General features: G+C 35.8%; 7 protein-coding genes. 4 read left to right on the top strand and 3 right to left on the bottom strand.

Going from position 1 to position 7,767, the window contains the following annotated elements; genetic code table 11:
• A partial coding sequence (locus BLQ00_RS06005) for a choice-of-anchor L domain-containing protein (RefSeq protein WP_217629420.1) occupies window positions 1-1,581 on the bottom strand: 1,581 nt, incomplete at its 3' end.
• A 73-nt stretch (window positions 1,582-1,654) separates the two neighbouring features.
• Here BLQ00_RS06005 and BLQ00_RS06000 point away from each other — a divergent pair.
• From BLQ00_RS06000 to BLQ00_RS05985, 4 genes are all read left to right on the top strand, one after another.
• Window positions 1,655-2,572 carry a NifU family protein gene (locus BLQ00_RS06000; protein WP_093141817.1) on the top strand — a complete coding sequence of 306 codons (918 nt, stop codon included), beginning with the start codon at window positions 1,655-1,657 and terminating at the stop codon, window positions 2,570-2,572.
• Window positions 2,573-2,677: 105 nt separating this feature from the next.
• Window positions 2,678-2,878 carry a dodecin family protein gene (locus BLQ00_RS05995; protein ID WP_093141814.1) on the top strand — a complete coding sequence of 67 codons (201 nt, stop codon included), beginning with the start codon at window positions 2,678-2,680 and terminating at the stop codon, window positions 2,876-2,878.
• Between the two features lie 76 nt (window positions 2,879-2,954).
• The gene (locus BLQ00_RS05990) at window positions 2,955-5,066 is read left to right on the top strand and encodes a thioredoxin domain-containing protein (protein WP_093141811.1); all 2,112 of its coding nucleotides are present in this window, start codon (window positions 2,955-2,957) and stop codon (window positions 5,064-5,066) included.
• Between the two features lie 39 nt (window positions 5,067-5,105).
• Window positions 5,106-5,822 carry a hypothetical protein gene (locus BLQ00_RS05985; RefSeq protein WP_093141809.1) on the top strand — a complete coding sequence of 239 codons (717 nt, stop codon included), beginning with the start codon at window positions 5,106-5,108 and terminating at the stop codon, window positions 5,820-5,822.
• Here the strand turns inward: BLQ00_RS05985 and tsaB are convergent.
• Window positions 5,817-6,482 (bottom strand): tRNA (adenosine(37)-N6)-threonylcarbamoyltransferase complex dimerization subunit type 1 TsaB, encoded by a 666-nt coding sequence (gene tsaB, locus BLQ00_RS05980; protein ID WP_093141806.1) that lies wholly within the window; start codon window positions 6,480-6,482, stop codon window positions 5,817-5,819. The two genes, BLQ00_RS05985 and tsaB, sit on opposite strands and share 6 nt — an antisense overlap.
• A gap of 12 nt (window positions 6,483-6,494) precedes the next feature.
• Window positions 6,495-7,766 (bottom strand): efflux RND transporter periplasmic adaptor subunit, encoded by a 1,272-nt coding sequence (locus BLQ00_RS05975; RefSeq protein WP_093141804.1) that lies wholly within the window; start codon window positions 7,764-7,766, stop codon window positions 6,495-6,497.
• Window position 7,767 lies beyond the last annotated feature (1 nt).

The following is a 7,767-nucleotide window of genomic DNA, read 5'->3' as shown; positions in this document are numbered from 1 at the left end:
TCCAATAGCCAATGAAAAATCGGGAACCGTTAAGGCCAACTCTCCAGCGTCAATAGCATCTTGCTCTACTTCATAATAATAAATATCGTATAATAAAGGATCTGAACCATCTAAAACCTCTGGCTCAACAACCGTTAAATCAAAAACCTCTAATCCATCGCCTGGAGTATCATAATCACACAAACGCAAAGGGTCGGCAGGTGCTACAATCTCAGGAGTGTTACGGACTTCCAAATCTAGTGTTACAATTTCAAAGCAGCTACTAAATGTACTTACAACACGTGCATACACGACATCGCTAAAAGGATCGTCATTTGCATACGGATCTAATAATTCATTTAAATTATTCTCAGCATCCAACTGTGTTGGGTGATAGGTAACAAATAGATCAGGATCCCCATTCGTAATATCTAAATCGGCATCGTGCAACGTAAAAAAGGCAAAACCATCATTATTTCCATCGCAAACCACCAAAGAGCTTGGCGTTGGATTGAAAACAATAGGAGGAGAAAACTCTACAAAAATTTCTCCTTCATTTTCGCAGTTTCCGCCAAAGTTAACGATCAATTTATAATTTCCAGTTGTTGAAATATCTAAACTAGGATTGGTTTCAGGAGGTGTAAACGGTGAAAACACACCCGATCCGATGGGATCTTCATATTGCCACTCGTAGGTTGTATTTGGTGGGGCAGCAACATCTGGAAAAATAGTAAATACTTCTCCTTCACATCTCGCGTTTCCACCTGCAATCGTTAAATCTACTCCTAAGTCAACACTTCCAATATCGAAAGAACCCGCTCGTAAAAACACAGCAGAGTCTAAAGACGTATCCGTTTCATCAGCAATTACTAATTTAATAGTATAAGTATTTCCAGGCACTACGGTCCCCTTTGCTACTAACGATACTATTTGTCCATTGTAATTGGTTGCTGAAAGTGCTTCAGGATTAAAAGGCAAGAAGTTATACTTATCGAAATACTGTTCGTTAATAGCCGGACAACTTCCTGGCACATCTGGATGAATATTTGTTACTTCTATTGGGGTTGTTGTTCCAGGCAATACGGCAAGGTTTTGAACACCACCTGTAATTTGATCGGTAAGTATGAAAGCAAAAGCATCAGAAAAAGTACACTCAAAATTTTGATTGTATTCTTCCGAAGCCAATAAAAAATCGAAACTTATCTCATCAATAACAGGAATAAAATTAAATTGAAGGAAAGAAGCATTATTTGTATTTGTAGCCGTTGTGTTTGCTTCTAAATCGACATCACCTGGCCAACCCGGATTTCCACCACTAAGGGTAGATAAGTTAGGTCCTGGAGCGCCTGTAACACCTCCAGAAGACAATATGATTCCTGAAGCATATGGGAAATCGGAACCATTTGCATCGAATGCTGCAATACCATTTACATCACCAAAATTAGTTCCTGTGCTTTGTATTATGTCAGAAACTTGTGTACAAGTATTGTTTATTAAAACATCCTCGATTAGTTGTCGAGGGGTTAACGTCTCATCTACAGTTATTTGCGAATATCCATAAATTGAAAAAGATAAAAATAAAACGAGTAAAAGTCTCTGCATAAAGTAGATATTATCGGGTCAAATATATTGAATACATTGAGTTTCTTTTTATATTTTTGTAAAAAAAATTAAAATGTCTCAATTTCATATTACTGTACAACCCACTTCTAACGAAAATATTGTAAAATTTGTTACAAATTCCTTCTTAACTCAAGCAAAAAGTTACGAATTCAATAATATTGACGAGGCAAAACCGAGTCCTCTCGCACAACAATTATTCTACCTTCCATTTGTAAAGACAGTCTATATTTCACAAAATTTCATTGCTATTGAAAAATACAACATCGTAGGCTGGGATGATGTTAAAGAGGAAGTAGCCGCTTCAATTTCAGAATATCTAGAAAGCGGAAAAGTAGTGATTGAAGATACTGAAACTACTAAAAAAGTACCTGTAACCGTTTATGCAGAAAGCACTCCAAACCCTATTGTTCAAAAATTTGTTGCGAACAAACCTTTAGCAGATGGAACTTTCGAATTTAAAAATATAGACGACGCTATCGATTCGCCCTTAGCAACAGCCTTATTTGCCTTTCCTTTTGTAAAAGAAGTATTTATTAGCGCGAATTATGTTTCTGTGATGAAATATAATGTTGCTGAATGGCAAGAAATTTCGATGGAACTTCGTGAATTCATTAGAAGTTATATTGAAAACGGTAAGCCTATTTTAAACGATGCCATTCTTCAGAAGAAAAAAGAAGCTGAAACGGCAGCAAGTCTTGATACTACTACAGAAGCTTCCGAAGCGCATTCAGACATCGATAAAGAAATTATGGCAATTCTTGATGAATACATAAAACCTGCCGTAGCAAGTGATGGTGGCCATATTGCCTTCGACTCTTTCGATGTAAACACAAAAACCGTTCGTGTTATTTTACAAGGTGCTTGTAGCGGTTGTCCGTCTTCTACGATTACCCTTAAAAATGGAATCGAAACCATGTTAAAGGACATGCTGAATGGACGCGTACAAACTGTTGAAGCAATAAATGGGTAAAACTTCCTGCTTTTAAACACTTTAAAAGAAAGGTTTTACTTATATATAGAGTAAAATCGCTGCTAAAATCGTAACTTAGAGAATCAATTTTAAATTTTCAAAATTATGGCAGTATTAAAAGTTATTGAAGTAATGGCAAACTCAACTGAAAGTTGGGAAGATGCAACAAAAAATGCAGTAAAGCACGCAGGAAAAAGCGTTAAAAATATCCGCTCTGTATATATAAATGAGCAAAGTGCTAGTGTAAACGGAGATTCAATTACCGAATTTCGTGTAAACGTAAAAATCACTTTTGAAGTAAACTAAATTAATAGTCCCGTTTATAAAAAAATACGCTTTTGAACATTCAAAAGCGTATTTTTGTTTTTATACCTATTTCAATATGCGTCACTTTTTACTTTGCATTATTAGTGCTACCCTATTATTTTCTTGTAATTCTTCAAAAAAAGAAACTTTGGAAACATTTACTCACACCAACGAGCTCATTAATGAGACCAGTCCTTACCTCCTTCAACACGCCCATAATCCCGTAAATTGGAAAGCGTGGAACGAGAATACGCTTCGCGAAGCAAAAGAATCGAAAAAGCTGATGATTATTAGTATTGGCTATTCCGCTTGCCATTGGTGTCATGTGATGGAGCACGAAAGTTTTGAAGACTCTACCGTTGCAGCAGTGATGAATCAAAAATTTATTTCGGTAAAGGTAGATCGAGAAGAACGTCCCGATGTAGATCAAATTTACATCAATGCTGTACAATTAATGACGGGTAATGCAGGTTGGCCGCTAAATGTGATTACACTTCCCGACGGTCGTCCTGTTTGGGGCGGTACTTATTTTAAAAAGAGCGATTGGATTGAAGCACTTTCTAAAATTGAAGAAATCTACGAACGAGAGCCACAAACCCTGATCGACTACGCCACAAAATTGGAAGAAGGAATTAAAGGAATGGACCTCATTACTTTAAACACTGAAGATGTAGATTTTACTAAATTTCCTACTGACGGACTCCTAGAAAATTGGTCGCAAAGTTTTGACACAGTTTTTGGCGGCTACAATCGAGCTCCTAAATTCATGATGCCAAACAATTACGCGTATTTACTTCGGAAGGCTGTTGAAAAAAATGACACTGCTTTATTACACCAAGTAACCTTGACCCTCGATAAAATGGCCTATGGCGGAATTTACGATCAAATAGGCGGCGGATTCTCAAGATACAGCACCGATATAAAATGGTTGGTGCCTCATTTTGAAAAAATGCTCTACGACAACGCCCAACTGGTTAGCTTGTATAGTAATGCTTATAAAATAACTAAAAACCCTTTATACAAAGAAGTGGTTTCTGAAACATTAGATTTTATAGCGACTGATTTAACAAATGAAGAAGGTGCATTTTATTCGTCTTTAGATGCAGATAGTAAAAATAGCAATGATGAATTGGAAGAAGGCGCTTTTTATGTGTTTACCAAAGAAGAGTTACAACCGTTATTAGGTGATGACTACACACTTTTTGAAAGCTATTACAATGTTAATGACTACGGAAAGTGGGAAGATGAGAACTATGTACTTATCCGAAATCAAAGTGACGTTGCCTTTGCTGAAACTTTTTCCATCACAGTTGAAACCCTTCAGAAGAAAAAGAAAGCATGGAAACAAACCCTATTCGACTATCGTAACCAACGTGCAAAACCTCGCTTAGACGACAAAACACTAACTTCTTGGAATGGTTTGATGCTTAAAGGATATGTAGATGCCTATAAAACCTTTCAGAAGGAAGAATACTTGCAAGCAGCATTAAAAAACGCACACTTTATCGCCAACAAACAATTACAAAGCAACGGTGCATTATTTCACAATTATAAAGATGGAAAAAGCACCATTAATGGCTACTTAGAAGATTATGCAGCTGTTATTGACGCTTATATTGCATTATACGAAGTGACGTTAGATTCACAATGGATTGAGAAAGCAAAACAACTTGCCGATTATACGTTTACAAACTTTTTTGATGTTGAAAAGGGAATGTTTTACTTCACCTCAAAAAAAGATGCCGCCTTGGTTTCAAGAAATTTTGAATACCGAGACAATGTAATTCCAGCCTCAAATTCAATGTTAGCCAATAGTCTTTTCGTGTTATCACACCACTACGACGAACAAACTTATGCCGAAACAGCAATTCAAATGCTTAAAAACGTGCTTCCAGAGATTGAACAGTATCCAAGCGGTTTTTCTAATTGGTTAAACCTTTTGGCAAATTATCAATCTAAATTTTATGAAATCGTTATTACTGGCTCTAGCGCCTTAGAAAAAACAAAAGAGATAAATACAACTTACATCCCTAACGCACTAATAGCCGCTAGTTTAACAGAGAATAACGGCACTCTTTTTGAGGGTAGATACGTAGCAAATGAAACATTAATTTACATTTGTGTAAACAATACCTGTAAGCTTCCTGTAAAACTAACAGAAGAAGCTTTATTAAACTTAAAAAAATAATTAATATTTGTACCTTTAATGCAATAAAAATTTAAACCCATGAAAAAGACTATAATTATAGCGTTACTAGTAATAGTTAGTACGCCTTTATTTTCACAAACTGCCAGGAACGCTGGTAGTAATAATTACGACTTAAATTTAAGGCAAATTGAATTAACTGAAAAAGACGCTGCTTTCGGACTTACGGAAGAGCAATTTAAAGCCACAATAGGATCTCCTTATTCAAACGAAGATTTCTTACAAGGAAAAATTTTCAAAAATGATGAATTAGTAAAAACAAATGTTGCCATGCGCTACAACTTGTTTTCTGATGAAATTGAAATTAAAAAATATAAAAACGATGAAACATATGGGGCACTTCTTAGAGACCCAGATGTATTTGTTAAAATTTTCAACGACATCTATGTCTTCATTCCTTTTGAAGGTTCTAATGAAAAAGGACATTACTTTAAAGTAAGTACTGAAGGAAAAAACTTCAATCTTTACACTAAAGAGAGTGTAGTTTACAAGCCACCTTATTTTGCCAAATCAAATTACGAAATAAGTAGACCTGCAGAATGGAGTAAGGAAGTTACTTATTACTTAGTGTCTACAAAGGGTGAACTTTATGAATTGCCAAATAGCAAATCAAAAATTATAAAAGCTATGGGATCTAAAAGTTCAGAGATAAAATCTTTTATTAAGAAAAATAGACTTGATCTTGATGCAGAAGATGATTTAGTGAAGTTAGTAGATTATTACAATTCAATCTTATAATTTCGTACCCATAAAGTCTTTTAAATAATAAGGCTCAAAATAGGCGACATCTTCGATGTCGCTTTTTTTATGCTTAGCTTCAGCCAATATCGCCATCGTTTGTGCAGATGGGAACTTTTCTTTTACAAAAACAGCATTTTTATGGGTACAAATTTCTTCAAACTTATCGGTTCCACTTCCTATAAAATGTACCTTTCCTTTTTCTAAATACTCTGAAAAAGAATGTTCCGTAAGTATTTCGGCTCTTGTTTCTCTTAGCTCCTTTCCTTCAGAAGAAAACACTGCTGCATACACTTCCATTCTACGTGCATCTAACATAGAAACCACACAACCCTCCACTCCTTTTAATTGAAGCATAAGTGACTGTAAGGTCGGTATAGAAATTAATGGTATATCTAACGCATAACACAATCCTTTTGCCGCAGAAACACCTATACGGAGTCCTGTATAAGAGCCTGGCCCTTTACTTACTGCAATGCCATCCAAATCTTGTTTTGTCAAGTTCGCTTTTGCCAATACTTCTTCAATAAAAACGTGCAATCGTTCTGCATGTGAGTATTCTTTGCTTGTATCTTCTTGAAAAGCAATAACGCTTCCGTTTACCGAAAGCGCTACGGAGCAATTTGTTGTTGCCGTTTCAATGCACAATAATGTTGCCATGCTATTTAATTTCTATTTGTCTTTTTCTGAAGATTTCACCTCAACCTTATCACCATTTACTAAGGTTTTAGTTACGGTTGTATAAGGTCCTGTAATTACCTCATCTCCTTCTGCTAGTCCAGAAACTATTTCAATATTACTATCGTCTTGAATTCCTGTTTTAATCACGCGTAATTTGGCTTTTTCTCCATTTTTCACAAAGACGCATTCAAATTTTTCAGAAGTAGCCGAAGATTTCTCTTTTACCCCTACTTTTTTAACACTGCTGGTATCATTCTTTATTACAATAGCGCTAATTGGCACTCCAATTACATTGTCTTTTCTGTTGGTTATCACATCTACCGTTGCAGTCATTCCTGGGCGGAAAGGTGAATAACTTTCAGGCTTTCCTTCTGTTAAATCCTGATACGAACTCGCTAGAATACGAACCTTTACTTTAAAATTAGTTACTTGATCTGCAGACAAAGTTGTTTCTGCCGAGTTTGCTATTTCAGTAACAATTCCTTTAAACTCTCGCTTTAAATAGGCATCTACCTCAACATTCGTCGAATCTCCTACGTTTACTTTTACAATGTCGTTTTCATTTACATCTACCTCAACTTCCATGTTGTTTAAATTAGCAACACGTACAATTTCGGTTCCAGCCATTTGAGCTGTTCCTACCACACGTTCACCTAATTCTACAGAGAGTTTAGAAATAGTTCCGCTCATGGGTGCATAAATAGAAGTTCTAGAGACATTATCTCTAGACTGTTTTACATTAGCAGCAGCGCTTTGCACATTGTAGTACGCAGATTTTACGTTTGCTTGTAAGCTTTCATAATCGGCTACAGCGCGATCCCATTCAGATTTAGAAATCACTCCTTTTTCAAACAAAGCTTTACTTCTGTCGTAGGTTAACTTTGAGTTTTTAAGTCCTGCTTCCGCTTGCGCCAATTGTGCTCTTACATTTTGAAGTCCCGCTTGCGATTGACTCAAAGCTGCTTGCACTAAATCTGGATTTATTTTTACCAAAAGGTCGCCCTTTTCAACTTGTTGGCCTTCTTTAATAGGAAGTTCAATTATTTCTCCAGATACTTCCGAAGATAATTTTACTTCCACTTCAGGCTGAATCTTTCCAGTAGCCGCAACCGTTTCAGTAATATTTAATAATTCTATTTTGGTTGTTTCAACTTCTTTAAAATTACCCTTTTTACCAAACCAACCTTGTTTGCTTCCTACAAGAAGCACTGCGATAAGTAAGGAGGCCAGTACAACAATCCAAATAAGTGTTTTTTTCTTCATA

Origin of the sequence: Ulvibacter litoralis (assembly GCF_900102055.1) — a bacterium.
Taxonomy (GTDB): Bacteria; Bacteroidota; Bacteroidia; order Flavobacteriales; family Flavobacteriaceae; genus Ulvibacter; species Ulvibacter litoralis.
Note: the sequence above shows the minus strand (reverse complement) of the source record. Positions and strands in the feature narration are given on the sequence as shown.

What these genes read in the sequence shown, in the direction of transcription:
- BLQ00_RS06000 (WP_093141817.1), top strand. Translation starts at nt 1,655, where the DNA reads ATGTCTCAATTTCATATTACTGTACAACCCACTTCTAACGAAAATATT.
- BLQ00_RS05995 (WP_093141814.1), top strand. Translation starts at nt 2,678, where the DNA reads ATGGCAGTATTAAAAGTTATTGAAGTAATGGCAAACTCAACTGAAAGT.
- BLQ00_RS05990 (WP_093141811.1), top strand. Translation starts at nt 2,955, where the DNA reads ATGCGTCACTTTTTACTTTGCATTATTAGTGCTACCCTATTATTTTCT.
- BLQ00_RS05985 (WP_093141809.1), top strand. Translation starts at nt 5,106, where the DNA reads ATGAAAAAGACTATAATTATAGCGTTACTAGTAATAGTTAGTACGCCT.
- tsaB (WP_093141806.1), bottom strand. Translation starts at nt 6,482, where the DNA reads ATGGCAACATTATTGTGCATTGAAACGGCAACAACAAATTGCTCCGTA.
- BLQ00_RS05975 (WP_093141804.1), bottom strand. Translation starts at nt 7,766, where the DNA reads ATGAAGAAAAAAACACTTATTTGGATTGTTGTACTGGCCTCCTTACTT.